Source organism: Parahaliea aestuarii, from assembly GCF_008064635.1.
Classification (GTDB): domain Bacteria; phylum Pseudomonadota; class Gammaproteobacteria; order Pseudomonadales; family Halieaceae; genus Parahaliea; species Parahaliea aestuarii.
The window spans coordinates 1-24456 of the sequence record NZ_VRYZ01000006.1; the positions used below are offsets into that span (position 1 = coordinate 1).

The window sequence follows — 24456 nt, forward strand, 5'->3', positions numbered from 1 at the left end:
CGTACTACCTCCAGCCCAGGTATGCCTATAATGGTTCCTGCGTGGGACATCGGTGTTCTCTCCATTAAACGATCTTCGCAAAATCAGTTTAATGAATGCCGGTGTCCCCCGTTTATGATGAAGAGCCGAAAGGTGCCGTTGGGTTGCTAAACCACTTTTACTGACGCGACCCGGAAGGTAGGTGCTGGGGCAATCTGGGCAGTGCGCCTATCAATCCATCGGGGCGTGCTGCTTTGAGCATGCGCTGATAGGCCGGGCGGGCTTCGGCCTTTTTCTTCCATGCTGCGATTTTTGGAAACTGCGCTTCATCGACAATGTTTAACGCGGTGGCAAAATTCAGTGGGAACATCATCATGATGTCGGCCGTTGAAAACGCATCCCCGCCAAACCATTCGTGCTTGGCCAGGTAGTTTTCTGCGTATTGCACGGTTGCTTCCGAATCCACCATGCGCGAACGCTCGGTGGGCGGGTTCACCATCCACACCCGATAATCCGCAATCAGCCGCGACGCCAGGCTGCCTTCGGCAAAATGCATCCACATCATGTGGTTGGCGTATTCCACGCTTTCCAGCGGCGGTTGTAATTGCCCTGGCGCATAGCGATTGATAATGACTTCAATAATCGCACCGGATTCCACCAGCACCTGATCGCCAATGGTAACCGTCGGAGCCATGGGCACATCGGGGTTCACTTCGCGGATATTGGCCATGGATTTTCCCAGGTCGCCGCGCTCGAAAACCAGTTTGTAGGGCAGATTTAACTCTTCCATCAACCAGACAATGCGCTCGGAGCGACGACCTTCCAGGTGATAGATAGTCACTTCGGGCATTTCGAGCGCTTTGCTGACATCGCGCGCATGACTGGAACCAGCGCCCAACAGGCCGGTGATCATCATCAGGCTGGAAGCCAGCGTTCTGGTAATACGTTGTTTCAAGGGCTACCCCACTTCTTATTAGTAGATCGTTTTGGATGGATTTTTATCGAGTCGGACTGCTTTTTTCCAATCGGGAGGCTCTTCGCCACTATCAATCCGACTCCTGCTGGCCCATAAAGGCCGGCTTGAGCATCTGGTTACTGAAGTGCTGCCTTCCGAACAGCTTGCTCCACCAGCCTGACGGGGCTCTCTTTGTAAGATCGTAATGGCGAGAACTTATATAGCAATGCGGTTGTACCGCCTGCAAATGGAAATAGCTGGTGAAATTGCGAAAATTTGGGTAAACGGTGCTGGGGCAGTAATGAGTCACGATCGAGTAGCGTGTCCTGGGAGACTCCATCTTGCGTCCGCCGTGCACCAGGTCCGAAGCCCAGATCAGGGCATCGCCTTTCTTGGGGAGGAAGGCCGTCGCCTCCAGCCCTTGTTGCTCACAGCGCGATATGAGTCCATCGAGGAACGCTTTGTGGGCGGGCCGCCCGTGAATCTCCGGGTTCCACGACTTTGAAGCTTCACCAAAGAGATGGTGCTCCAGTTTATGGCTGCCGGGATAATATTCCAGTTCACCACTGCCTGGCTCTACGTCCTCGAGCGCAATCCAGGATGCCAGGAATTGCAGCGGTTCGGACACCACCACGTACGCAGTGTCCTGGTGGGCTGCCTGCTGTGATCCGTAATTAAAGGTAAGGCACTGGAATGCGTTCAATTCATCGTCGAATACAATCCTCAGCAGATCTACAATTTTTTCACAGAATATTGCTTCCCGCGCTAACGCTGAATTGACGTGGAAGTCTATCAGGCGAAACGTCGGATCGTCGTAAATATCCGGGACCGGGTGTGTATAGGCTTTTCTCGCCCGGCGCGCGAGGAAGTATTCCGCCCGGGATGAGACCGAGTTGATTTCCTGTCGCAGGGCATCCGCCTGCCCGGTGCTAATTGCCTGCGGTATGATGGCAAACCCGAAGCGTATAAGGCTTTCCAGCTGGGCGGCTTGCTGCCCAGTAACCGTCGCCTGAGAGAGTTTGCTTTCCAGGATGCTGAGAGCATTCTCAGCGTCAGTCCACAGCGGGGCAAATTCCGGTGTCTTGGCGCCCATGGCATTTATCCTTGTCTTGTCAGGTATTGGGCCGGGGGCAATGCTCTCTCATATGCCACGCCATCGCGCAGCATACCCCAGGCATCCAGGTCGAGGCCGGTCAGTTGGCAAAGACGCTCGATTTCTTCACTGAAATATTCCTCGTAGATTGATTCTACATCCGTTGCCGAAAGTGTACGGGTCCACCTGCTGGCGGCGGCGACATTATCGCGGGCAGTTTGTGGATCGACCCTGTCCCAGGTCTCGGTACCCTTGGCGTGGGCCAGCAGGAGGTGGTTGGGCGGCACTTGCAGCGTTTCGCCTTCAAGTTCTATTTCAGAGGAGGCGCTTTTCCGGTCGCCATAGTAGATGCCGGGCATCAAGCCCTTGTTGACCTGTCTGCCCTTGAAGGCGCCAAAATCAAGGTCACTTATATCGAGAAAACTGCAGATTTTCGCATTCAACTGCTCGAAGTCGAGAAAATCCGACTCATAGACGAGGATTAACAGGCGATCCCGGTCGACATACTGCAACATTCTCTCGACGACGCGATCGTAGCGTGGGAACAGAAGCGGATTTTTGGCGCGTTCTTTTAACTCATCGTAAAAGGACTTGCCGTAGGCATCGAGATTGAGTGCTATGTGGCGAATTCTGTGGACATAGTGCGAAAAGGCACGATGCACAGGGTGCCTCAAGACAAGCAGGACCTTCGGGTTGTCGAGATCTTTGCAGATGCGCCGGATACTTAGCTCTGATCGAAAATATGATGGGGTAATATCGCAGATATACCTGGCGTTCGGTTTGCTGTCGAAGTCATACCAGGACTGATACCAATCCGCCCCCCTGTCGTAATTCTCGTTGAAATAGAAGAGCTCCTTTTTACGCGGTGTCAGTATGTCCCGGGATTCAGAGAAGACCGAGTTCAGTAGCGTTGTGCCGCATTTTTCCATGCCGACACAGACGAGGTTGGGTAGGGGCATATAGGCAGTAACTTTCCGGACTATAGGTGTGACGCAGTCTTGGACTAATGCAGCACAAGAATGGCGCACGAGAAGCATTCGGTAGTATAAGGATTGATATGAAGGAAACAAGACGCGGGACTTACATGGCACCGACCTTGCATATACACGCGGCAACAATAGGCCGAATTACTTTTACTAACTGCCGCCTGGAGTCTATGCAGTGGTAACGGCATTCTCCGCCGGCCAGCCTGTTGCCTTCGCTATGCCAATCGGTGAAGCTGACTCCTCGTCTCCGGCAGCACAGGTGAATTACAGTGTCCGAGCATCGCGCCCATGCTCCACCAAAATACCCGAAATACCTTCTCATCGCATTGGTAACCCTTGGCCTGACAGGATGCCTGGGCATGCCGGCCGGCGTCGCACCAGTCAGTGACTTCGAGCTTGAGCGCTACCTGGGCGAATGGTACGAAATCGCCCGCCTGGATCACTCCTTCGAGCGCGGCCTGGATCAGGTTACTGCGGAATACGCACTGCGAGACGACGGCGGCGTGTCGGTGGTCAACCGGGGCTATTCCGCCGCTGAGGGCGAGTGGCAAACTGCTCGCGGCAAGGCCTACCCGGTGGAAGATGAGAATACCGCCTACCTCAAGGTGTCTTTTTTCGGGCCTTTCTACGGTTCCTACGTCGTATTCGAACTGGACAGGCAGGGCTACCAGTACGCCTTCGTCTCCGGGCCGGACACCTCCTACCTGTGGCTGCTGGCAAGAACACCGCACCCCGATCCGCAGGTCATCGAGCGATTCAAACAACAATCGGCGGCCCTCGGTTTCGATACCAGCAAGCTGATTTTTGTCGACCACAAACCCCTGCCGGGCGCACCGCCAGCGAGGGAGCAGTAGTGCCTCTACTGGCGGGCGCGGCGAGCGCCGGTAGCGGGTCACCTGCCCGCCGTAAACAAGACATACCAACCAGGGTTCGTTTTGCCTGGCCTGCCTGCTTAGCTGAACCAGTTTGAAGTGCATCCTGCCTACGGCTTGGTAACAGCGCCCGGGCCGCGTTAAATGGCAGTCATCGCAAACAAGCGGACGTTGCCCAATGACAAAAAAAGCCGCCTTCATCACCGGTGCCAGTCGCGGCATCGGCGCCGCTACCGCCATCGAGTTTGCCCGCCGGGGCTACAATCTCGCGCTGACCGCCCGCACCCTGAAGGAGGGTGAACAGCACGAACACGGTAGCTGGCAGTCCACCCAAAGCGCCCTGCCCGGCTCGTTGGAGGCCACCGCCGAAGCGGCCCGCGCACAGGGCGCCGAGGTGCTGCTGGTGCGCTCGGATATTCTGGATACCGACTCGGTGCTGGCGGCAGCCGACCAGTCGCTGGCACATTTCGGCCGCATCGATGTACTGTTCAACAACGCCTGCTACCAGGGTCCTGGCAATATGCAGCGGGTACTTGATGTGCAGGTCGAACAGACGGAAAAAATCTATCGTGGCAATGTGCTCACGCCGCTGGCACTGGTGAAAAAGTTGCTGCCCGGGATGCTGGAGCGGCGGACAGGCGCGGTGATCAATATGGTCTCCGGCTCTGCGCTGAACGATCCCCCCGCCCCGGCGGACGAAGGCGGCTGGGGCTTTGCCTACCCCTCCTCCAAGGCGGCACTGATCCGCATGATGCCCGCCCTGCGGGTGGAGCACCCGGACTGCGGCGTACGCTTTTTCTCGGTGGAACCGGGATTCGTGCTCACGGAGGTGATGAAGGCCAACGGCTTCGACGACAAGATTGCCGCCCGCTTCAACCCCACCTCACCGCAGGCCGTTGCCGAGATCATCTACTGGCTGGCGGAAAGCGACGCCGCACTGGATCAGCAACAGCGGCCGGTTATCTTTGCGCCGCAACTGCATCGCAAGTTGTTTGCTGCATCGGGGGCTGGGTCTGACGAGACCTCATGATCGATTTTCGCTATCGCGGGATTCCAATCATTCGATTTCACCACTGCCGGATCGACGTCTATAGTAAACTTCAGTGTTGGAGCCAACTCCAACACTACGCCGCTTCCCGCACGCAGTAAGGAGATTACGATGGGCAACAACGCACCCGCTTCCTCCGGCCAATGTCCGGTCATACACGGCTCCATGACATCAGCTGGCAGGTCCAACACTGACTGGTGGCCGGATTCCCTGAACCTCGACATTCTCCACCAGCACGATAGCAAGACGGACCCCCTGGGCGCCGGTTTTAATTACCGCGAGGAACTGAAGAAGCTCGACGTTGCTGCCCTGAAGGCCGACCTGCACGCCCTGATGCATGACAGCCAGCCTTGGTGGCCGGCAGACTGGGGCACCTACGCCGGTTTGATGGTACGCATGGCCTGGCACGCGGCGGGCAGCTACCGCCTGGCCGACGGCCGCGGTGGCGGCGGCACCGGCAACCAGCGCTTCGCGCCGCTGAATTCCTGGCCCGACAACGTCAGCCTGGACAAGGCCCGGCGCCTGCTGTGGCCGATCAAGAAAAAGTACGGCAACAAAATCAGCTGGGCCGACCTGATCATTCTCGCTGGCAATATCGCCTACGAATCCGTTGGACTCAAGACCTTCGGCTTCGGCTTCGGCCGCGAAGACATCTGGCACCCGGAGAAGGACACTTACTGGGGTTCGGAGCAAGACTGGCTGGCACCCACAGATAACCCGGACAGCCGCTACTCCGGTGACCGGGAACTGGAAAACCCGCTGGCCGCCGTCATGATGGGCCTGATCTACGTCAACCCGGAAGGGGTGGACGGCAACCCCGACCCGTTGAAAAGCGCCCACGATGTGCGCGACACCTTCGCCCGCATGGCAATGGACGATGAAGAAACCGTCGCCCTCACAGCCGGTGGCCACACTATCGGCAAGGCCCACGGCAATGGCGATGCGGGGCTGCTTGGCCCGGCGCCGGAAGCCGCCGATGTGGAAGAACAGGGTATGGGCTGGCGCAATCCCACCGGCAAGGGCGTAGGCCGCGACGCCATCACCAGTGGTATTGAGGGCGCCTGGACCACTCACCCCACCCAATGGGACAACGGCTACTTCAAGCTGCTGCTGGGCTACGACTGGGAGCTGAAGAAAAGCCCCGCCGGCGCCTGGCAGTGGCAACCGGTGGATATTCGCGAAGAAGACATGCCGGTGGATGTGGAAGACCCATCGATCCGCTGTATGCCCATCATGACCGACGCCGACATGGCGATGAAGGAAGACCCGGCCTACCGCAAGATCGCCGAGCGCTTTGCCGCGGACCAGGATTACTTCTCGGAAACCTTCGCCCGCGCCTGGTTCAAGCTGACCCACCGCGATATGGGTCCGAAAGTGCGCTACATCGGTCCAGAGGTGCCCCGGGAAGACCTGATCTGGCAGGATCCGATCCCCGCCGGCAGCACTGACTACGATGTCGCTGCCGTCAAGGCGAAGATCGCCGCCAGCGGGCTCAGCGTCAGCGAGATGGTCTGCACCGCCTGGGACAGCGCCCGCACCTACCGCGGCTCGGATATGCGCGGCGGTGCCAACGGCGCGCGGATTCGCCTGGCGCCGCAGAAGGACTGGGAGGGCAACGAGCCCGAGCGCCTGGCGAAGGTACTGGGTGTGCTGGAAGGCATCGCGACCGCCAGCGGCGCTTCCCTTGCCGACGTGATCGTGCTGGCGGGTAACGTCGGTATCGAGCAGGCGGCCAAAGCGGCCGGCCACGACATCAGCGTGCCCTTCTCCCCCGGCCGCGGTGACGCCAGCGACGACATGACCGACGCGGACTCCTTCGATGTGCTGGAGCCGCTACACGACGGCTACCGCAACTGGCTGAAGCAGGATTTTGCCGTGAAACCCGAGGAATTGATGCTGGACCGCACCCAGCTAATGGGCCTCACAGCGCCGGAGATGACAGTACTGGTGGGCGGCATGCGCGTGCTGGGCAGCAACCACGGCGGCAGCAGCCACGGCGTCTTCACCGACCGCGTCGGCACACTCAGCAACGACTTCTTCGTCAACCTGACAGACATGGGCAACAACTGGAAGCCAGCCGGAGACGGCACCTACGAAATCTGCGACCGCAGCAGCGGTGCACTGAAGTGGACGGCCACCCGCCTGGACCTTGTGTTCGGCTCCAACGCCATCCTGCGCGCCTATGCCGAGCTCTACGCCCAGGACGACGCCCAGCAGAAGTTCATCGAGGACTTCGTCGCCGCCTGGGTCAAGGTGATGGACGCGGATCGCTTCGACCTGGCGGCATAACCCACTGCCTTCGCTGCCCCTGCGGGGGCGGCGAAGAGAATCACTGCGACGCCCGGAAGTACTCCCAGGCGTCGACCACCTCGCCATCGGCCCTGGCGCATTTCCCCGTCTCAAGATCGTACTGGCCGCCCTGTGCCACGCAGTATTCCGCGGCGGGATTGGGCTTGCCAATGGCCGCCTGTTCCGGGACTTTCGCCTGGCAGGCAGCCAGTATCCAGGGCGCCAGCAAGAGCAGTTGTGATTTGTGCATGTCGCGCAACCTCGGATTAGTCGGTTAAGGCCGCTACAATCTACACCCAGCTCGCAGCAAGCCGAAAGGAAGCAAAACCATGCAGGAAAACGCCACCATCCCCGTTTCGGTTGTGTTCGTGCTTGGTTTCACCATGATGCTGGGCCCCTTCGCCATCGATACCTACCTGCCGGCGTTCCCCCTGATCGCCGAGTCCCTCGGTGTCACCATCCACCAGGTATCCCTGAGCATTTCCATCTACATGCTGGGCTTTGCCGTGGGCCAGCTCAGCGGCGGCGCCTTTTCCGACCGCTACGGACGGCGGCGGGTGCTGGTCACCGGGCTGTGGGTCTTCGCCCTGGCGGCTTTTTATCTTTCCCGGGTGGATAGCCTGCAGGAACTGCTCGCCGGCCGCTTCGTGCAATCGGTGGGCGGCGGCTGGATTGGCGTGTCCATTCCCGCCATCGTGCGCGACCAGGTACAGGGCGTACAGGCCGCCAAACTGTTTTCGATGATCGGCATGGTGTCCATTGTGGCCCCGGCCATTGCCCCGGCCATCGGCGCCGCGATTCTCGAAGCTGGTAGCTGGGGGCTGATTTTCGTGTACCTCGGCGCCTATGCCCTCGCCATGTTGCCGCTGCTGATGGCGACGGTGTTCAGGGGGCCGCGCAAACCCAGGCCGGCCGATGGCATCGGTTTTGTCGAACGCTATATCAGCGTGGTCAAAACCCCCAGCGCCCTGCCCTATATTCTGTGGCAAACCGCCTCCTTCGGCGGCCTGATCATGTTTGTCACCTACGCCTCTTTCATCTACCAGGATCACTTCCAGCAATCCCGCGGCATGTTCACCCTGCTGTTCGCCTGCAACATCTTCGCGATGTTCGCCTGCGTGTTGCTCAACCGCCTGCTGCTGAACCGCCTGTCGCCGCGCCCCATCATGTACTTCGCCACCCGGGTGCAGGTGGTTGCCGCTGCGCTGGTCCTGCTGGCCGCTGTGCTGGAATGGCCGGTGTTCGGCTTCCTGCCGGCGATGATGCTTTACGCAGGCACCCTCGGCGCTATCAGCCCGAATATTCAGGCCTGCTACCTGGAGGACTTCCCGCGCAGCGCCGCCTCGGCGGCGGCGGTCATGGGTACCGCCCAGTTCGGCCTGGGTGGTGCCGCTTCAGCCCTGAGTAACCTGTTGCCGGAAGCCCTGCTCAGTGTGGTGATCTGCATCGCCGCCTGCGCCGTTGCCAGCTTCCTCTGCATGCACTGGTCGCGGCGGCGCGAGTCGGCCCGCCAGGACTGAGCTATTTCACCTGCTGCTTGGCCAGCTTCCTGGCCAGGGTGCGGCGGTGCATGCCCAGGCGTCGAGCGGTTTCGGAGATGTTAAAGTCAGTCTCCGCCAGAGTCTGGTGAATCCGCTCCCATTCCAGGGTTTTAATGGAGGTTGAACGGCCGGTGATGGCGACTTCGGTATTGCCCTCGGCAGTCTGGAAGGCGGCCTCGATATCGTCGGTGTTGGACGGCTTGGCCAGGTAGTGGCAGGCCCCCAGCTTCACCGCTTCCACGGCGGTCGCAATACTGGCATAGCCGGTCAGCACCACAATGAGCATATCAGGGTCGTGCCTGTGCAGGGCCTTGACGCAGGCCAGGCCCGAAGCCTCACCCTCCAGTTTCAGATCCACCACTGCATAGCCGGGCTGGTGGGTGGCCAGCAGGGGCAGCGCCGTATCCAGGCTGCTGGCATTGAGAACGGTGTAGCCGCGCCGCTCAAAAGAGCGCCCCAGGGTGCGGGCGAAGGCAGCGTCGTCCTCGATCAGTATCAGTGTGCGTTCATTGTCTTCTGGCTCTACCTCAGCCACGTTCTGCTCCTTGTTTTTATTTCAATCCACCTGGCCTACAGAGCCATGAAGCCTATCACCGCCATGGCTGCCAGACCCAGCAAGGCAATGCCGAAACAGATACTGCGGGCAAGGCCAATCCCGGCATAGTAGAACACCATGTGGCCGGCGCGACCGGCCACGTACACCATGGCCGACCAGCCCAGTGCAGCCGGCGCAGCTCCGCCCAACATGCCGAACAGGGCCAGCAGGATGAACACGGCGATGCTTTCATTGGTGTTGGCCTGTGCGCGCACCGCACGGAAAAAGAAGCTGCCGTGGTCCGCGGGCACCGGGTGTCCGGGCGTATGCTTCGCTCCCATGCCGGCAAAATCCGCCACCAGCATCTGGATCAGCAGCAGCAGGCCGGTCAGGCCGAAAGCGAGTATGGTCAGCTGGTAGGTTTCTGTGAACATGGTACGACTCCTGGTTTGTTATTGTGTCAGTAAGGTTCAGCTTTCTTGCAGTTCCAGAGCAGTCAGGGGCAGGCTCAGTATCACCTCGGCGCCGCCCTCCGGATTGTTGCGCGCCCGCAGATCGCCACCCAGGGTACGGGCAACGTTGACGACCAGGAACAGGCCCACGCCGCCCCCGGCACGCCGCTTGGTGGACTGGTAGGGGCGCCCCAGGCGCTCGAGCATCTCCGGGGAAAAGCCGGGGCCGCGATCGCGCACCACCAGGCGCAGTGTATCGCCCTCCCGCGCCGCCTCAAGCCCGACCCACTCCGGCGAAGCTTCCAGGGCATTGTCCAGCAGGTTAGTCAGGGTTTGTTTCAGTACCGAGTCCGAAGCGATATCCAGGTCTTCGCCAAAGTGGTTGTCAAAGTTCAGGTGTTTAACTGGCCGGCTGGCCTTCCATTCCAGAACCAGGTTATCGAGGAACTCGCACACGGTGGTTTCCTCCGAGGACTCTCCCCGGGTCTCCCCTGCACTGAGCAGGATATCGCTGACAATGCTCTTGCAGCGCTGCACCTGGGCCTGCATTTCCTGGATTTCCTGGTAGAGGTCCGGGTCCGAGGTAAACGCCGGCATGTAGCGCCAGTCCCCCAGAATGACGGCGATGGTGGCCAGGGGGGTGCCCAGTTCGTGGGCCGCCCCGGAGGCCAGCAGCCCCATGCGTACTATATGTTCCTCTTCCGCAGCGCGCTGGCGCAGCTCAGCCAGGCGGGCATCGCGCTCGCGGCGGCTGCGGGTGATGCGATGGATAAAAATCAGAAGTAAAACGGCGTTGAGTACGAAGCAGATCAGCATGCCCTGTACATAGACGCTGGACAGGCCCAAGTAGTGATCCTGGGGCAGGGCCAGGGGCTGCCCGGCAATGGCCAGCCACAGGAAGCAGCCGATGGCGACCACCAGCAGCGTCCACGCCCAGCGCGAGGCCAGCAGGACCGCCGCCAGGCCGACCTGCAGAATGTAGAGAAACACGAAGGGGTTGGTGACACCGCCGCTGAGGTACAGCTGGTAGGTCAGTGTGCCCATATCCACCAGCAGGGCGAAGAACAGCTCCCAGGTATAGACCGGGCGGCGAAAAGACAGGCTCAGCAGGCTGAGGCCATTGAACAGCACCAGACCCGCCAGTACCGACAGCATCTGCTGCAATGGCAATTCGACACCGAAGCCATAGTGAGTGATGAGGATAGTGAGCAACTGGCCGAGGACGGCCATCCAGCGCAGCTGCGCCAGTTGCTGCATGTTCTCGCCGAGGGTGACGTCGTTTTCGGTAACCGGCACCCGATTGAGCAGGACGGGCTTGCTGGCCGCCTGGGATTTAGTCATTGCTGGGTTCTCCTGTGGCGGCCAGTATACGATGCCGCAACGGAGCGCGCCCACAGGCCCGGGCAGAGCAATCTGTGGTCAGCGCCGCTGCCCTTTGCGCCGCCCCTCACGAATAACAAGCACTGTCGCGCCCACGACCATCAGCGCCAGTCCGTACCAGGTAATGGCATAGACCAGGTGGGAATTGTGGAAGCGAATCACGGTGAGCCCGCCCACCGGCCCATTGCCCCCGGGACTGCCCGCCGTATCGGCTGCGGCATCGACAAAGTAGGGAGCAGCGCCGGACAGGCCGCGTTTGGCGGCGATAGCGGCAACGTCGCGGGAAAACCAGCGATCCTCTTCGGGCTCATTGTCCCGCAACACGCCGCCGCCGGGCTCGGTAATCCGCAGCAGGCCGGTCACTTCTACCGCACCCGGCGGTACCGGCGCGGCCTGCTGGCCCTGAGCCACAAAGCCGCGATTGACCAGCACCAGGCTGCCGTCCTGCTGTTGCAGGGGGCTGAGTATCCAGTAGCCGGTGCCCAGCTCGCTGGCGCTGGCGACACGGGTATCGAGATCGGGAAGAAAGCGCCCCTGCAGTCGGACGTGGCGGTATTCATCCCGCTCGCGGGTAACCGCCGGCCAATCCTCAGTGCCGGGCGCAGCCACCGCAGGCGCGCTGACCCGCGCCTCCACCCGCTCGATCAGGTCGAGCTTCCAGGCCCGCCGCTCTACCTGCCAGTTGCCGAGGGCGACAAAACCGGCAAAGGCCGCCAGCGCGCACAGGGCGAGAACGCTGTGCAGCAGGCGGCGCGGGCGTATGGCGGTATTCACAGACGGATCAGGAGCCCCCCATCATGGAAGGCATCATGTTGACGTTCATGTGGTACATCACCCACAGCGAACCGAACAGGGTGATGAACACCAACACAAGGGTGAAGATCAGCGACAGCATGGTCCAGCCGCCCTGGGCCTGGAAGTCCATGTGCAGGAAGTAGACCATGTGCACCACGATCTGTACCACGGCAAAGGCCAGGATGATCAGCACGGTGGCATTGCGGGAATCCAGCACATCACCCATGACCATCCAGAACGGAATGGCGGTGAGAATAACCGAGGCCACAAAGCCGATCATGTAGCCCTTGAAGGTGCTGTGAGGCGCCTCTTCGGCGTGGTGGTCGTCGTGGCCGTGATGAAGGCTATCGTGATGTTCGCTCATACCATGGATCCCATCAGGTAGACATAGGTAAAGACACCGATCCAGATCACGTCCAGGAAGTGCCAGAACATGGACAGGCAGAATACCCGGCGCTTGTTCTCCTGGATCAGGCCGTGCTTGCGCAGCTGCAGCAGCAGGGTCACCAGCCAGATGCAGCCAAAGGTGACGTGCAGGCCGTGGGTGCCCACCAGGGTAAAGAAGGCAGACAGGAAGCCGCTGCGCTGGGGGCCGGCGCCGATGTGGAGCAGGTGGTAGAACTCGTACAGTTCCACGGCCAGGAAGCTGAGCCCGAACACGCCGGTCACCGCCAGCCAGCCGATAGTGCCTTTCAGGCTGTTCTGCTGCATCTTCAGCACGGCAAAGCCGTAGGTGATGGAGGAGACCAGCAGGAAGGCGGTGTTCAGGGCCACCAGTTCCAGGTCGAACAGGTCGGCACCGGAGGGCCCGCCGGCAAAGTTCAGGCTGAGCACGCCGTAAGTGGCGAACAGGGCGGCGAAGATGAGGCAGTCGCTCATCAGGTAGATCCAGAAACCCAGCAGGGTGCCCTGGGCCGGGTGGTGCTCGCCGCGGACGAGGAATTCCAGCTTGCCGTTGTCGGCGGCCGGTGTTGCTACTGCAGTACTCATCAGGCCAGCACCTCCGCCCGCCGGTTTTCCACTGCGGCTACGTCTTCCACCGGAATGTAGTAGTCGCGCTTGTAGTTAAAGGTGTGAATGATGGCGCCGAGGATCAGGCCGGCAAAGCTCGCCGCGGCCAGCCACCACACGTACCAGATCATGGCAAAGCCGAACACCGTGGCCAGGCCGGCCAGCACCATGCCCGCCGCCGTGTTCTTGGGCATATGGATGGGCAGGAAGCCCTCCTGCGGCGGCTTGAAGCCGTGTTGCTTCATCTGCCACCAGGCGTCGTTCTCGTGCACCTGCGGTGTGAAGGCGAAGTTGTACTGGGGCGGCGGTGAGGAAGTGGACCACTCCAGGGTGCGGCCGTTCCAGGGGTCGCCGGTTTCATCGCGCAGGGAATCGCGCTTCTTGTAGCTCACGTAGAGCTGGATCAGGAAGCTCAGGATGCCGAGGCCGATCAGCACCGCGCCGAAGGCCGCCACCTGGAACCAGATCTGCAGGGACATGTCCTCGAAGTGGCTCATGCGACGGGTCACGCCCATCAGGCCCAGTGCGTACAGGGGCATGAAGGCGACGTAGAAGCCGATCAGCCAGAACCAGAAGGAGCACTTGCCCCAGAAGGGATCGAGCTTGTAACCGGTGACTTTCGGGTACCAGTAGGTGATGGCCGCGAACACACCGAACACCACGCCGCCGATAATCACGTTGTGGAAGTGGGCGATCAGGAACAGGCTGTTGTGCAGTACGAAGTCCGCCGGGGGTACCGCCAGCAGCACGCCGGTCATGCCGCCGATCACGAAGGTGACCATAAAGCCGATGGTCCACAGCATGGGCACATCGAACTGGATGCGGCCGCGGTACATGGTGAACAGCCAGTTGAAGATCTTGGCCCCGGTGGGGATCGAGATAATCATCGTGGTGATACCGAAGAAGCTGTTCACGGTGGCGCCGGAGCCCATGGTAAAGAAGTGGTGCAGCCACACCAGGTAGGACAGCACCGTAATCACCACGGTGGCGTACACCATGGACGAGTAGCCGAACAGGCGCTTGCCGCTGTAGGTGGACACGATCTCGGAGAACACACCGAAGATCGGCAGGATCAGGATGTACACTTCCGGGTGGCCCCAGATCCAGATCAGGTTCACGTACATCATGGCGTTGCCGCCGAGATCATTGGTGAAGAAGTTAAAGTCCATGTAGCGGTCCAGCGACAGCAGCGCCAGTACCGCGGTGAGGATGGGGAAGGCCGCCACGATCAGGATGTTGGTGCACAGGGCGGTCCAGGTGAAGACCGGCATTTTCATCAGGGTCATGCCGGGGGCGCGCATCTTGACGATGGTGACCACGAAGTTGACCCCCGACAGCAGCGTCCCCACGCCGGCGATCTGCAGCGACCAGATGTAGTAATCCACCCCGACCCCGGGGCTTTGTAATATCCCCGTTAGCGGTGGATAGGCGAGCCAGCCGGATTTGGCGAATTCCCCCACGAACAGGGACAGCATGATCAGTACCGCACCGGAGGCGGTCATCCAGAAGCTGAAGTTATTGAGGAAGGGGAAGGCCACGTCGCGGGCGCCGATCTGCAGCGGCACGATATAGTTCATCAGGCCCACCACGAAGGGCATCGCCACGAAGAAGATCATGATCACGCCGTGGGCGGTAAAGATCTGGTCGTAGTGGTGGGGCGGCAGGTAACCCGTGGCGTCACCGAAGGCCATGGCCTGGTGCAGGCGCATCATGATGGCGTCGGCGAAGCCGCGCAGCAGCATGATGATCCCGAGGATCATGTACATCACGCCAATGCGCTTGTGGTCGATGCTGGTGAACCACTCCTTCCACAGGTAACCCCAGACCCGGTACTTGGTCAGGGCCACCACCAGGGCGATACCACCAACGGCAACCATGACGAAGGTACCGAGGATAATCGGGTCGTGGAGAGGGAAGGAATCCCAGGTCAGACGGCCGAAGACGGCTGATGTGGTGTCGGAGTAGGTTTGTACTGCTGACGACATAGTTGCGGCGCCCTTGGGTTTTACAACTGGGCCGCCTTAAAAGCGGCCGGAACTGGTTTCGCGAAGATGGCGTGCCCGCTCGGGACTTATTCGCCGTGCTCTTCGCCGTGGTGTCCGTGATGGCTCTTCATCAGGTCTTTCATGCAGACCTGACCCGGGTCGACGCAGCGATTGAGAATGGCGTCGTACAGGCCAGGCATAACTTCGCTGTAGTAGCGCACCGGGTCATCGATGCTGGGCTTTTCCAGCGCCTTGTAGGCGTCGCGGCTGAGGGGGTTACCCTGGGCCTTCACCTGCGCCACCCACTGTTCGAAATCGCTCTCGGACTCCCCCAGGAATTCAAAGCGCATCTTGTTGAAGCCCTCGCCGGAGTAGTTGGCGGAGAAGCCTTCATAACTGCCCGGCTCGTTGATCACCGCGTGCAACTGGGTTTCCATCCCGCCCATGGCGTAGATCATGCCCGCCAGCGCCGGTACGTAGAAGGAGTTCATCATGGTGGTGGCGGTGATCTTGAACTTGATGGGGCGATCCACCGGTGCGGCCAGCTCATTCACGGTGGCGATACCCTGCTCGGGATAGAAGAACAGCCACTTCCAGTCCATGGCCACCACTTCCACCACCAGCGGCTCGGTGCCTTCCGGCACGGGCACGCCCTTCTCGATGCGATCCAGCGGCCGGTAGGGGTCAAGTTTGTGAGTGCTCACCCAGGTCAGTGCGCCCAGGGCGATGATAATGGCCAGCGGCGCCGCCCAGATCACCAGCTCCAGCTTGGTGGAGTGATCCCAGTCGGGCTTGTAGGTGGCGTCCTTGTTGGAGGAGCGATAGCGCCAGGCGAGCAGCAGGGTGAGCACAATCACCGGCACAATGATGATCAGCATCAGGTAGGTGGACCACAGGATCAGGTCCGCCTGCTGGGAGGCCACGTCACCCGAGGGGGACATCACCACCCAGTTGCAGCCGGCCAGAGACAGGGCCAGCACCGACGCCAGGAGTGTTTTGCAGAGTGTTCTGGGAGTTGCCATTGCCGCTCGCAATTCCGGATTGTGGGAAGAGTGGGGCGCACTCTACGGGATCGGGACCGGCGGGGGAATTGGACAATTTGTCCTATGGTGCCCACGGCGGAATGGGGGTAGCCTTTGAGGCCATTGTAGTCTCAAATCCGGAAATTTCCCTGCATGGCCAACGCGACTGGACATACCGCTTCTTCCACCCAAGCCAGCCCGGAGACCACTGCCGGCCACTCACCCGTCGCACCCGGTGAAATTGCCGTCGGTGTAGTGATCGGCCGCACCTCCGAGTACTTCGACTTCTTCGTCTTCGGCATCGCCTGCGTGCTGGTATTCCCCGCGGTGTTCTTCCCCGCCTCCAGCCAGCTGGAAGGCATGATCTACTCCTTCTGGATTTTCGCCCTGGCCTTTATTGCGCGCCCCTTTGGCACCACCCTGTTCATGACCATCCAGCGCCGCTGGGGGCGCAGCGTCAAGCTCACCGCCTCCCTGTTCCTGCTGGGCACCGCCACTGCCGGCATCGCCTTCCTGCCGAGCTATGACACGCTGGGCACGGCAGCCATTGTCTTCCTGGCCTTTTTCCGGGTGCTGCAGGGCTTCGCCACCGGTGGTTCCTGGGACGGCCTGCCCTCCCTGCTGGCGCTGAACGCACCGTCCAACCGCCGCAACTGGTACGCCATGCTGGGCCAGCTCGGCGCGCCGCTGGGCTTCCTGCTGGCCAATGCCCTGTTCCTGTACCTGGTCCTCAGCGTCAGCACCGAGGACTTCCTGACCTGGGCCTGGCGCTATCCTTTCTTCGTGGCCTTCGCCATTAACGTGGTAGCACTGTTTGCCCGCCTGCGCCTGGTGCTGACCGATGAGTACACCTTCGCCCTGGAAGAGAGCGAACTGGAACCCATCAGCACCCGGGAAATGCTCCGCGAGCAGGGCCGCAACATTTTCATCGGCGCTTTTGTCGCCCTGGCCAGCTATGCACTGTTCCACATTGTCACCATCTTCCCCCTGTCCTGGATTGCCCTGAACAAGTCCCAGGTGATCGACAAGGTGCTGGAAATCCAGATCTGGGGCGCCTGTGCCGGCATTCTCGGCACCATGGCCTCCGGCGTCATCGCCGACCGCATCGGCAAGCGCACCACGCTGGGCCTGATGGCCGCCGCCATTGGTGTTTTCGCCCTGTTCTCCCCCATGCTGATGGATGGCAGCCCGACCCAGCAGAACGCTTTCATCCTGATCGGCTTCGCCCTGCTTGGCGTCTCCTACGGCCAGGCCAGCGGCACCGTGACCGCCAACTTCCAGCGCCGCTACCGCTACACCGGCGCCGCCCTCACCGCCGACTTTGCCTGGCTCTTTGGCGCGGCCTTCGCGCCGCTGCTGGCGCTGTCCCTGTCGTCCAAGTTCGGCCTGGTCGCCGTCAGTGGCTACCTGCTCTCTGCCGTGGTCTGGACCCTGCTGGCATTGTGGTTCAATCGCCGCCTGGAGGCCCGGGCCCGCGGCTGAGATCCAAACCTCCCTCACTTGTCACACCACGGCCTGTCGCCCTCTCCCGACAGGCCGCTCCCGCCCCGCTGGCGCCAGACGTTCATCAAAAAAACAGAACATGAACTTCTGAATTTGCAATTGGGCTGTATCGATACGGCCTGACTATACTTTTCCCCGATAACAAGTGAGCGCTCGCCTGTGCGATGTCGCTACCTAACCGGCGGAGTCATCCACCCTCTGTTATCGCGCCGCAATACCGACAAAAAGATCAGAGAGAGGATCCTATGAAAAAGTCCAGCATGCTGAAAAAGGCCATCACCCTCGCCACCCTGTGCGCGATGGGCTCGGTGGCCTCCGCTGCCGATGTGCCCGCAGTCCCCGACAACGACTACTGGTGGCCCAACCGCCTGAGCCTCGAGCCCTTGCGTGACTCGTCTGCTTCATCCGATCCTATGGGACCGGGATTCAAGTACTCTGAAGCTTTCAAAAAGCTCGACCAGAAAGCCCTGGAAAAAGACCTGCGCGAGCTGATGACCACATCACAGGACTGGTGGCCCGCCGACTTCGGCCACTACGGGCCCTTCTTTATTCGCTTGTCCTGGCACGCCGCGGGCACCTACCGCACCATCGACGGTCGCGGCGGTTCCGACGGCGGCATGCAGCGCTTTGCACCGCTGAACAGCTGGCCGGACAACGCCAGTCTCGACAAGGCCCGCCGTCTGCTGTGGCCGATCAAGGAAAAATACGGCAACGCCATCTCCTGGGCCGACCTGATTGTTCTGGCCGGTAACCTGGCCATGGAGGATATGGGCTTCGAGACCGCGGGCTTCGCCTACGGGCGCGCCGACGCATGGGAGCCGGAAGACGTCAACTGGGGCCCCGAGGGCGAATGGCTCACCGACCAGCGTCGCAATGAAATGGGCCGCATCGAGGGCCCCTTCGGGGCCACCGAGATGGGCCTGATCTATGTGAACCCCGAAGGTCCGCACAAGAACCCCGACCCGCTGAAAGCGGCAGCGGCCATTCGCGACGCCTTTGGTCGCATGGCAATGAACGACGAGGAGACCGCCGCCCTGATCGCCGGTGGCCATACCTTTGGCAAGGCTCACGGCGCGCACAAGGCAGCTGACTGTGTCGGCCCCGAGCCGGAAGCCGCTCCGCTGGAGGAGCAGGGCCTGGGGTGGAAAAACAAGTGCGGCACCGGTAAAGGGGCAGACACGGTGACCAGCGGACTGGAAGGCGCATGGACCATCAGTCCCGCCGAGTGGACCCACAACTACCTGCAAAACCTGTACGGCTTCGAGTGGGAACTGACCAAAAGCCCCGGCGGTGCCCAGCAGTGGAAACCAAAAGACGGCAAGGGCGAGGGTATGGTCCCGGATGCCCACGACCCCAACAAACGCCACGCGCCGATGATGTTCACCACCGACCTCGCCCTGAAGGAAGACCCGGCCTACCGCAAGATTACGCAGCGCTGGCTGAACAACCCGGAAGAGTTCGAGGACGCCTATGCCCGCGCCTGGTTCAAGTTGATCCACCGCGACATGGGGCCGACCTCCCGCTATCTCGGCACGTCTGTCCCCGATGCCACCTGGATCTGGCAGGACCCGGTGCCCGAGGCAGACTACAAACAGATCGATGACGGCGACGTGAAGAAGCTGAAATCCGAGATTTTGAAATCCGGCCTAAGCACTTCGCAACTGGTGAAAACCGCCTGGGCCTCTGCAGCGTCCTTCCGCCAGACTGACATGCGCGGCGGCGCCAACGGCGCCCGCATCCGACTGGCACCGCAGAAAGACTGGGCGGTCAACCAGCCCAAGGAACTGGCGGCGACGCTGGCCAAGCTGGAGAAAGTCCAGCAGGACTTCAACAAGAAGGCCGGCAAGACCCAGGTTTCCCTGGCTGATGTCATCGTGCTGGGCGGCGCCGCAGCCATTGAGGAGGCGGCGAAAAAAGGCGGCCACAAGATCGAGGTACCCTTCGTGCCCGGTCGCACCGACGCCACCCAGGAAATGACCGACGTGGAGGCCTTCGAGGTGCTGGAACCCAAGGCCGACGGTTTCCGCAACTACCTGGCCCCGGGCTTCCCCCGCCCGCCGGCTGAAGCCCTGGTAGAGCGCGCCGCCCTGCTGGATCTCAGCGTGCCGGAAATGACCGCCCTGGTGGGCGGCCTGCGGGTACTGGGCGCCAATGCCGATGGCAGCCAGCACGGCGTGTTCACCGACAAGCCCGGTACCCTGAGCACGGACTTCTTCGTCAACCTGGTGGACATGTCCACGGTATGGAGCAAGTCCGAGACCATCGACGGCGTCTACGTGGGCAAGGACCGCGACACCGGCAAGGCCAAGTGGAGCGCCACTCCGGTCGACCTGATCTTCGGCTCCAACTCCGAGTTGCGCGCCATCGCCGAGTTCTACGCCTCCAACGACAGCAAGGACAAGTTCGTCGAGGACTTCGTCGCTGCCTGGACCAAGGTGATGACCGCCGATCGCTACGATGTGAAGTAAGCCCCACCCGCCGGTGCCTCTGCACCGGCAACACCTGCGAACAAAAATGGCGCTGTCGTTCCCGACAGCGCCATTTTCTCTTTGTGGCTACTGCGATCAGCGGCCACCCGGGCCCGGAAGGGGCTACATCACTCCGTAGGCCAGCATGGCCGAGGCCACCTTGTTGAAGCCGGCGATATTGGCACCGCGGAAATAGTCCACATGGCCTTCAGCGGTGGTACCGAACTCCACACACTGGTCGTGGATGCCGCGGATGATGCCCCGCAAGCGCTCGTCGACCTCTTCCCGACTCCACTGCAGGCGCAGGCTGTTCTGGCTCATTTCCAGCCCGGATACCGCCACCCCGCCAGCATTGGCGGCCTTGGAAGGAGCGTGCAACAGACCGGGGTGATCCTGGATGACCTTGATCGCCTCCGGCGTCGTCGGCATGTTGGCGCCCTCGGAAATACCGCGACAGCCATTCTTGATCAGGGTCCTGGCCTCTTCACCGTCGATTTCGTTCTGGGTGGCGCAGGGGAAGGCGAGGTCACAGGGTACGCCCCAGGGTTCCTGGCCCTCGTGGTAGCTGCCGCCAAACTCCCGGGTGTACTCCTCGATGCGCCCGCGACGCTTGTTCTTCAGGTCCATGACCCAGTTGAGCTTCTCCTGGGTGAAGCCCTCCGGGTCGTGCACGAAGCCGGAGGAATCGGACAAGGTCACCACCTTCGCCCCCAGCTGGATCAGCTTCTCGGCACAGTAGGTGGCCACGTTGCCGGAACCGGACACCACGCAGACCTTGCCGTCGATGGTCTCGCCGTGGTGGCTGAGCATATCCTGCATCATATAGACGGCGCCGTAGCCGGTGGCCTCGGTGCGAATGCGACTGCCGCCGAATTCCAGCGCCTTGCCAGTGAGCACCCCCTCGAAGCGATTCACCAGGCGTTTGTACTGGCCGAACATATAGCCCACCTCGCGCGCGCCCACGCCGATGTCCCCGGCGGGCACGTCGGTGTCGGGGCCGATATGCTTGGCCAGCTCAGTCATGAAGGCCTGGCAAAAGCGCATCACTTCCAGATCGGACTTGCCCTTGGGGTTGAAATCGGCACCACCTTTACCGCCGCCCATGGGGAGTCCGGTGAGGCTGTTCTTGAACACCTGCTCGAAGGCGAGGAATTTCAGCACTGACTGGGTCACCGTGGGGTGGAAGCGAATACCACCCTTGTAGGGGCCAATGGCATTGTTCTGCTGCACGCGGTAACCGCGATTCACCCGGATGTCGCCGTTGTCGTCCTGCCACACCACGCGGAAACTGACAATGCGATCGGGCTCGGTCATGCGCTCGAGGATTTTCAGTTCCTTGTAGATGGGCTTGTCGGCGATGTAGGGAATGATATCCATCGCCACTTCGTGTACCGCCTGGTGAAACTCTGGCTCCCCCGGGTTACGGCGTTCAACGCCGTCCATAAATGTGGCCAGATCCTCTGCCATATGCTTGCTCATGCTCACTCCTTAGCTCATTATTCGCGTGCGGCCCAGCCGCCCCTCAATCAGCATAGCCGGCAATGCCTGCAGCACAAGCCTCCGCTGTGATGCAAGACGCATTTTGCATGGTCAAATTTCAACGAGCCCCCGTATAATTCGTCGCATGATTACCTCACTGACTGCCGTACTGATCGGCCTCATACTGCTCCTGTGGAGCGCAGACAAGTTCGTCGACGGCGCCGCCTCCATAGCCAGTCACTTCGGCATGCCCACTCTGCTGATCGGCATGGTGATCCTCGGCTTTGGCACCTCGGCCCCGGAAATGCTGGTATCGGCCATCGCCGCTGTAGAGGGCAACCCGGGCCTTGCCCTGGGCAACGCCTACGGATCCAACATTACCAATATCGCCCTGGTGCTGGGCCTGACCGCCCTGATCAGCCCGATTGCGGTGAAATCCCAGGTACTACGCAAGGAACTGCCCATTCTCACCGGCATCACCGCGCTGGCCATTGTGCAGTTGCTGGACGGGGAGCTGTCCCGCGCCGATGCTGTGCTGTTGCTGGTGGTGTTCTTCGTGCTGATGACCTGGACCATCATCCAGGGCATGCGCAACAAGGACGATAGCCTGGGCGAGGAGATGGACCTGGAAATGCCGAGCCGGATGCTGCCGATGAAGCGGGCCTGGATCTGGCTGGGAATGGGCCTGACCGTCCTCATCATCAGCTCCCGGATTCTGGTGTGGGGCGCGGTGGAACTAGCCCAGGGCTTCGGCGTGAGCGACCTGATCATTGGCCTCACCATTGTCGCGGTGGGTACTTCTCTGCCGGAGCTGGTGTCATCGGTACTGGCGGCGCGCAAGGGTGAACACGACATGGCCCTGGGCAACGTGATCGGCTCCAACCTGTTCAATACCCTGGCGGTGGTCGGCATCGCCGGCTGTATCAATCCCTTCAGCGTGGAGTCGGACATCGTCAATCGTGACATGAGCATTATGGCCCTGCTCACCGTGTCCCTGTTTGTGATCGGCTTCAGCTTCCGCAGCGGCCGTCGTCGCATCAACCGGGTAGAGGGCGGCGCCCTGCTGCTCTGTTTCTGCGCCTACTCCGCCTACCTGGTACACACCTACCTCACACCCACCGCGCAGACGGTCACCGGCGGCTAGCGGGGCGGGTCGACGCGCCCGGCTGTCGAGGTATTGACCCGGAACCAGCCGGCGATGGAGTAGCGATCCCGCTGCGCCGGCAGCACCTCGTGGGGAAATTCTTCGCTCAGGAACACCACCACCGTACCCAGCGCCGGCACCACCTTGAGGGTTTCGCCCTGCGCCTCGTCATCCAGGTACATCAGCAACTCACCGCCATCATCCGGCTGCCAGCCGCGGTTGAGATAGGCGACCAGCGACAGCACGCGATTGGCCTGGCCGCGGAAGGCGTCCAGGTGTTTGCGGTAGAAGTCACCGGGACCGTAGTGGGCGAAGTGTGATTCAAAGGAAAACAGACCGAGCAGCAGCTGGCGGTTGAGTGCGCGCTGCAGGCGCGCACTCCAGTCGAGCCACTCGCGGCCGGCGGCTGATTCGCCGGTGATCCAGCATATTTCGTCGGAGCGGACAAAGCGGTTGAGGGTATGGTTGTGCTCTCGACCTACGCCTGCGCGCTCGAAACCGTCGGCGGGAATGACCTGCAATTGCGCCAGCAGGGCCTCACACAGAGGCAGCGGCAGTGCCCCGGGGCATACCGCGTAACCGCGCCGGCGCACATCGTCGGCCATCTGGGCAAAGAAGGGCTCGTCGTCACTCCCTGAGGCGGGGCAAACAAGCAGGTCGGGCGCAGTCATCAATGGGTCCGCTGGGCCCGCTCCCGCCGGGGTGGCGGAGTCAGGGCGGCGGGATTATAGGGCCGTCGCCCCGGCTGCGCTACTGCAGGCGTTACACCAGTTGGAAAAGGTTTTCCTTCTCGAATGCGCGGGCACTGGCGAGACGGTCTTCCTGTACCAGCTGCGCCCAGTCCGGATTGGCGATCAGGGCGCGCCCCACCGCCACCAGATCGAATTCCCCCTCACCCATGCGGCGCAGCAGTTCGTCGAGACTGGCCGGCTCCGCCTCGCGGAAGGTGGACTCTCCCGGCACCGGCAGGAAGTCCTCGGTGAGACCGACGCTGCCCACGGTAATCGCCGGCTTGCCGGTGAGCTTGCGGGTCCAGCCCGCCAGGTTGAGGTCCGAGCCCTCGAACTCAGGTTCCCAGAAACGCCGTGTCGAGCAATGGAAAATATCCACCCCCGCCGCCGACAGGGGCGCCAGGAATTCTTCCAGCTCGGCCGGGCTTTGCGCCAGGCGGGCGGTGTAATCCTGCTGCTTCCACTGGGACCAGCGCAGGATGATGGGGAAGTCCGGCCCCACCGCGGCGCGCACCGCTTCGATAATCTCCACCGCAAAGCGGGAGCGCATTTCCATCGAACCGCCATAGGCGTCATCGCGCACATTGGTGCCAGCCCAGAAGAACTGGTCGATCAGGTAACCGTGGGCGCCGTGCAGCTCCACCGCATCGAAGCCCAGACGTTTGGCATCGGCGGCACCGCGGGCGAAAGCGCCGATGACATCGTCGATATCCTGCTGGCTCATGATGTGGCGGTTGACCTTGCCCGGCATGTTCATGCCCGAGGGCGTGTAGCCCGGCACATCGCCTTCCGGCGGCACGCCGGCCTTGCGCATGCCGCCGCAGTGCCACAATTGCGGGGCGATTTTGGCGCCCTCGCTGTGCACCGCCTCCAGCACCCGCTGCCAGCCCGCCAGGCGCTCTTCGCCGTGGAAGTACGGCACATCCGGGTAGCCGCTGGCGGCGATATGATCGATACAGGTACCCTCGGTGACGATCAGGCCCACGCCGCCAGCAGCGCGGCGACGGTAGTACTCCGCCACGTTCTCTCCGGGGATGTTGCCCGGTGAGAAATTGCGCGTCATCGGCGCCATCACGATGCGGTTGGCCAATTGCAGGGGGCCGCAGGTAAAGGGCTGGAACAGGGGGCTGCTATCACTCACCGGGTTTCTCCGTCGGGTCAGTTCAGGGGGCCGGCAGAATAACATTA

Annotated in this window: 22 protein-coding genes; 7 read left to right on the plus strand and 15 right to left on the minus strand. The window is 61.6% G+C overall.

What is annotated here, in order from left to right; all coding sequences use genetic code 11:
* Positions 1 to 157: 157 nt before the first annotated feature.
* The 3 genes from FVW59_RS13400 to FVW59_RS13410 form a co-directional block, all read right to left on the minus strand.
* Complete coding sequence (locus FVW59_RS13400; RefSeq protein ID WP_148064866.1) at positions 158 to 934, minus strand: glutathione S-transferase family protein; 777 nt, start codon at positions 932 to 934, stop codon at positions 158 to 160.
* Between the two features lie 91 nt (positions 935 to 1025).
* Entirely contained in the window at positions 1026 to 2027 is a 1002-nt protein-coding gene (locus tag FVW59_RS13405) for a phytanoyl-CoA dioxygenase family protein (RefSeq protein ID WP_148064867.1), read from the minus strand.
* A gap of 5 nt (positions 2028 to 2032) precedes the next feature.
* Positions 2033 to 2986 carry a sulfotransferase family protein gene (locus tag FVW59_RS13410; RefSeq protein WP_187275884.1) on the minus strand — a complete coding sequence of 318 codons (954 nt, stop codon included), beginning with the start codon at positions 2984 to 2986 and terminating at the stop codon, positions 2033 to 2035.
* A gap of 386 nt (positions 2987 to 3372) precedes the next feature.
* Here FVW59_RS13410 and FVW59_RS13415 point away from each other — a divergent pair, with 386 nt between their 5' ends.
* The 3 genes from FVW59_RS13415 (at position 3373) to katG (FVW59_RS13425) (ending at position 7222) form a co-directional block, all read left to right on the plus strand.
* Positions 3373 to 3867 (plus strand): lipocalin family protein, encoded by a 495-nt coding sequence (locus tag FVW59_RS13415; RefSeq protein ID WP_148064869.1) that lies wholly within the window; start codon positions 3373 to 3375, stop codon positions 3865 to 3867.
* A 196-nt stretch (positions 3868 to 4063) separates the two neighbouring features.
* Positions 4064 to 4915 (plus strand): SDR family NAD(P)-dependent oxidoreductase, encoded by an 852-nt coding sequence (locus tag FVW59_RS13420; protein ID WP_148064870.1) that lies wholly within the window; start codon positions 4064 to 4066, stop codon positions 4913 to 4915.
* Between the two features lie 129 nt (positions 4916 to 5044).
* Positions 5045 to 7222 (plus strand): catalase/peroxidase HPI, encoded by a 2178-nt coding sequence (katG, locus tag FVW59_RS13425; protein ID WP_148064871.1) that lies wholly within the window; start codon positions 5045 to 5047, stop codon positions 7220 to 7222.
* 40 nt (positions 7223 to 7262) lie between these two features.
* On the opposite strand, the gene FVW59_RS13430 is transcribed toward katG (FVW59_RS13425), so the two are convergent.
* Positions 7263 to 7472 (minus strand): putative hemolysin, encoded by a 210-nt coding sequence (locus FVW59_RS13430; RefSeq protein WP_148064872.1) that lies wholly within the window; start codon positions 7470 to 7472, stop codon positions 7263 to 7265.
* Between the two features lie 79 nt (positions 7473 to 7551).
* On the opposite strand from FVW59_RS13430, the gene FVW59_RS13435 reads away from it, so the two are divergent.
* Positions 7552 to 8742: a Bcr/CflA family efflux MFS transporter gene (locus tag FVW59_RS13435; RefSeq protein ID WP_148064873.1), complete on the plus strand. Its 1191-nt coding sequence runs from the start codon at positions 7552 to 7554 to the stop codon at positions 8740 to 8742.
* Position 8743: 1 nt separating this feature from the next.
* Here the strand turns inward: FVW59_RS13435 and FVW59_RS13440 are convergent, their stop codons facing one another.
* The 8 genes from FVW59_RS13440 to cyoA form a co-directional block, all read right to left on the minus strand.
* Positions 8744 to 9298 (minus strand): response regulator transcription factor, encoded by a 555-nt coding sequence (locus tag FVW59_RS13440; RefSeq protein WP_148064874.1) that lies wholly within the window; start codon positions 9296 to 9298, stop codon positions 8744 to 8746.
* A 35-nt stretch (positions 9299 to 9333) separates the two neighbouring features.
* Positions 9334 to 9732 (minus strand): MAPEG family protein, encoded by a 399-nt coding sequence (locus tag FVW59_RS13445; RefSeq protein ID WP_148064875.1) that lies wholly within the window; start codon positions 9730 to 9732, stop codon positions 9334 to 9336.
* Positions 9733 to 9768: 36 nt separating this feature from the next.
* On the minus strand, positions 9769 to 11091 hold the full coding sequence (locus tag FVW59_RS13450; RefSeq protein ID WP_148064876.1) for an ATP-binding protein: 1323 nt from the start codon (positions 11089 to 11091) through the stop codon (positions 9769 to 9771).
* Between the two features lie 78 nt (positions 11092 to 11169).
* Positions 11170 to 11904 (minus strand): SURF1 family protein, encoded by a 735-nt coding sequence (locus FVW59_RS13455; RefSeq protein WP_246139739.1) that lies wholly within the window; start codon positions 11902 to 11904, stop codon positions 11170 to 11172.
* A 7-nt stretch (positions 11905 to 11911) separates the two neighbouring features.
* Entirely contained in the window at positions 11912 to 12289 is a 378-nt protein-coding gene (cyoD, locus tag FVW59_RS13460) for a cytochrome o ubiquinol oxidase subunit IV (protein ID WP_148064877.1), read from the minus strand.
* Entirely contained in the window at positions 12286 to 12915 is a 630-nt protein-coding gene (gene cyoC / locus FVW59_RS13465) for a cytochrome o ubiquinol oxidase subunit III (RefSeq protein ID WP_148064878.1), read from the minus strand. Before cyoC ends, cyoD begins: the two co-directional genes overlap by 4 nt.
* Positions 12915 to 14921 (minus strand): cytochrome o ubiquinol oxidase subunit I, encoded by a 2007-nt coding sequence (cyoB, locus tag FVW59_RS13470; RefSeq protein WP_148064879.1) that lies wholly within the window; start codon positions 14919 to 14921, stop codon positions 12915 to 12917. The genes cyoC and cyoB overlap by 1 nt, the downstream gene beginning before the upstream one ends.
* Before the next feature lie 86 nt (positions 14922 to 15007).
* A complete protein-coding gene (gene cyoA / locus FVW59_RS13475) occupies positions 15008 to 15943 on the minus strand; it encodes a ubiquinol oxidase subunit II (RefSeq protein WP_148064880.1) in 936 nt (311 codons plus the stop codon).
* Between the two features lie 153 nt (positions 15944 to 16096).
* Here cyoA and FVW59_RS13480 point away from each other — a divergent pair, with 153 nt between their 5' ends.
* Together FVW59_RS13480 and katG (FVW59_RS13485) are read left to right on the plus strand one after the other, a co-directional pair.
* Positions 16097 to 17425: an MFS transporter gene (locus tag FVW59_RS13480; protein WP_148064881.1), complete on the plus strand. Its 1329-nt coding sequence runs from the start codon at positions 16097 to 16099 to the stop codon at positions 17423 to 17425.
* A 266-nt stretch (positions 17426 to 17691) separates the two neighbouring features.
* On the plus strand, positions 17692 to 19914 hold the full coding sequence (gene katG, locus FVW59_RS13485; protein ID WP_425468407.1) for a catalase/peroxidase HPI: 2223 nt from the start codon (positions 17692 to 17694) through the stop codon (positions 19912 to 19914).
* A 123-nt stretch (positions 19915 to 20037) separates the two neighbouring features.
* On the opposite strand, the gene gdhA is transcribed toward katG (FVW59_RS13485), so the two are convergent.
* Positions 20038 to 21393: an NADP-specific glutamate dehydrogenase gene (gene gdhA / locus FVW59_RS13490; RefSeq protein WP_222711514.1), complete on the minus strand. Its 1356-nt coding sequence runs from the start codon at positions 21391 to 21393 to the stop codon at positions 20038 to 20040.
* A gap of 145 nt (positions 21394 to 21538) precedes the next feature.
* Between gdhA and FVW59_RS13495 the strand changes: the two genes are divergently transcribed.
* On the plus strand, positions 21539 to 22537 hold the full coding sequence (locus FVW59_RS13495) for a calcium/sodium antiporter (protein ID WP_148064883.1): 999 nt from the start codon (positions 21539 to 21541) through the stop codon (positions 22535 to 22537).
* On the opposite strand, the gene FVW59_RS13500 is transcribed toward FVW59_RS13495, so the two are convergent.
* Together FVW59_RS13500 and FVW59_RS13505 are read right to left on the minus strand one after the other, a co-directional pair.
* Positions 22534 to 23208: a 2OG-Fe(II) oxygenase gene (locus FVW59_RS13500; RefSeq protein ID WP_148064884.1), complete on the minus strand. Its 675-nt coding sequence runs from the start codon at positions 23206 to 23208 to the stop codon at positions 22534 to 22536. The two genes, FVW59_RS13495 and FVW59_RS13500, sit on opposite strands and share 4 nt — an antisense overlap.
* Before the next feature lie 91 nt (positions 23209 to 23299).
* Positions 23300 to 24409, minus strand: coding sequence for an NADH:flavin oxidoreductase (locus FVW59_RS13505; RefSeq protein WP_222711515.1), 1110 nt, complete (start codon positions 24407 to 24409; stop codon positions 23300 to 23302).
* Positions 24410 to 24456: the final 47 nt, after the last annotated feature.

Bases quoted from the DNA above. Each gene is read 5' to 3' on its own strand.
- FVW59_RS13405 (WP_148064867.1), bottom strand. From the start codon at position 2,027: ATGGGCGCCAAGACACCGGAATTTGCCCCGCTGTGGACTGACGCTGAG.
- FVW59_RS13410 (WP_187275884.1), bottom strand. From the start codon at position 2,986: ATGCCCCTACCCAACCTCGTCTGTGTCGGCATGGAAAAATGCGGCACA.
- FVW59_RS13415 (WP_148064869.1), top strand. From the start codon at position 3,373: ATGCCGGCCGGCGTCGCACCAGTCAGTGACTTCGAGCTTGAGCGCTAC.
- FVW59_RS13420 (WP_148064870.1), top strand. From the start codon at position 4,064: ATGACAAAAAAAGCCGCCTTCATCACCGGTGCCAGTCGCGGCATCGGC.
- katG (WP_148064871.1), top strand. From the start codon at position 5,045: ATGGGCAACAACGCACCCGCTTCCTCCGGCCAATGTCCGGTCATACAC.
- FVW59_RS13430 (WP_148064872.1), bottom strand. From the start codon at position 7,472: ATGCACAAATCACAACTGCTCTTGCTGGCGCCCTGGATACTGGCTGCC.
- FVW59_RS13435 (WP_148064873.1), top strand. From the start codon at position 7,552: ATGCAGGAAAACGCCACCATCCCCGTTTCGGTTGTGTTCGTGCTTGGT.
- FVW59_RS13445 (WP_148064875.1), bottom strand. From the start codon at position 9,732: ATGTTCACAGAAACCTACCAGCTGACCATACTCGCTTTCGGCCTGACC.
- FVW59_RS13450 (WP_148064876.1), bottom strand. From the start codon at position 11,091: ATGACTAAATCCCAGGCGGCCAGCAAGCCCGTCCTGCTCAATCGGGTG.
- cyoD (WP_148064877.1), bottom strand. From the start codon at position 12,289: ATGAGCGAACATCACGATAGCCTTCATCACGGCCACGACGACCACCAC.
- cyoC (WP_148064878.1), bottom strand. From the start codon at position 12,915: ATGAGTACTGCAGTAGCAACACCGGCCGCCGACAACGGCAAGCTGGAA.
- cyoB (WP_148064879.1), bottom strand. From the start codon at position 14,921: ATGTCGTCAGCAGTACAAACCTACTCCGACACCACATCAGCCGTCTTC.
- cyoA (WP_148064880.1), bottom strand. From the start codon at position 15,943: ATGGCAACTCCCAGAACACTCTGCAAAACACTCCTGGCGTCGGTGCTG.
- FVW59_RS13480 (WP_148064881.1), top strand. From the start codon at position 16,097: ATGGCCAACGCGACTGGACATACCGCTTCTTCCACCCAAGCCAGCCCG.
- katG (WP_425468407.1), top strand. From the start codon at position 17,692: ATGAAAAAGTCCAGCATGCTGAAAAAGGCCATCACCCTCGCCACCCTG.
- gdhA (WP_222711514.1), bottom strand. From the start codon at position 21,393: ATGAGCAAGCATATGGCAGAGGATCTGGCCACATTTATGGACGGCGTT.
- FVW59_RS13495 (WP_148064883.1), top strand. From the start codon at position 21,539: ATGATTACCTCACTGACTGCCGTACTGATCGGCCTCATACTGCTCCTG.
- FVW59_RS13500 (WP_148064884.1), bottom strand. From the start codon at position 23,208: ATGACTGCGCCCGACCTGCTTGTTTGCCCCGCCTCAGGGAGTGACGAC.